Below are 1,015 nucleotides of genomic sequence, written 5' to 3' on the forward strand. Positions count from 1 at the left end.
ATTTTTTGTGAATTTGTAGACACGCACTAATTATCCAATAATGCATTGTTTAACTCTTCTGTGAAAAGGGAAACGTTGTCGTTCAAGCGTTTTGTTTTATTACTTTAACATGTATGATATATTTCAAAATTAAAAGTTATTACTGAAATCTTCCAAAAAGGAAGAAAAAGTCTATATTTGTATTGTATAGTTTAAATATTTTAAGACGGATACATGGACGAGATATTTAGTAAAATAGGGACGACTCAGACCTTGAGTCAGAAAATCGAAAGAAAGATCGAGGAGGCTATCCGGCAGAAAAAATTGTTGCAGGGAGCCAAACTTCCTTCCGAAAAAGAGCTTTGCGAACTTTTTGGTGTAAGTCGTACAGCGCTCAGGGAAGCACTTCGTCGCCTCAATGCCCGGGGTCTTATTGAAATCAGAAAAGGCAGCGGAATGTATGTTTCTGAGATAAAGATAGAAGATGCCATTAAGTCTTTGAATCTTTATTATGATTTGAGTTTTGATTCTAATCTTATTTCCCAGATCATTGAAGTTCGCCGCATTTTTGAACCCGAGATATCCCGTCTGGCAGCTCGTAACCGTACTGAAGAAGATTTGAAAATTTTGTTTGAAAACATTTCCGATCTTGAACGCTGCGATCCTGACAATACGCAGCAGGAAGTGGATACCATCAATCGCTTTCACATGAATCTGGCCAAAGCAACCGGTAATCCCATCATTATCATCAGTCTGGAACCAATTTATTCGCTTTTGCCCAGAATGAGAATTTTTATTTATGCCAACGTTGAAGGGGAGAAGGAGTTTACGATGGATGCCCAGAAGAAAATTCTTGCTGCTGTTGAGGTCAATGATGAGGAAACTGCCTATCTTGAAACCGAGAAGCTGGTGATCCGGAACCATGAGGTGTATGAAAGGTACCTTAAGAAAGTTCTTAAATAAATAGCTTTCCTTCATAACATAGACCGTTAGATTTTTAAATGAAAGATTTGATTTAACCTGCATTATTCATAAA

1 protein-coding gene is annotated in these 1,015 nt (G+C 37.3%); it reads left to right on the forward strand.

Annotated features, from left to right (window positions below; translation table 11 throughout):
* Positions 1-213 precede the first annotated feature (213 nt).
* Positions 214-942: a FadR/GntR family transcriptional regulator gene (locus OQ5_RS0106910; protein WP_026055154.1), complete on the forward strand. Its 729-nt coding sequence runs from the start codon at positions 214-216 to the stop codon at positions 940-942.
* Positions 943-1,015: the final 73 nt, after the last annotated feature.

The organism is Anaerophaga thermohalophila str. Valhall (assembly GCF_000250735.1).
Classification (GTDB): Bacteria; Bacteroidota; Bacteroidia; order Bacteroidales; family Marinilabiliaceae; genus Anaerophaga; species Anaerophaga thermohalophila_A.

Excerpts from the sequence above, each read along its gene's own strand:
- OQ5_RS0106910 (WP_026055154.1), top strand. The coding sequence starts at position 214 with ATGGACGAGATATTTAGTAAAATAGGGACGACTCAGACCTTGAGTCAG.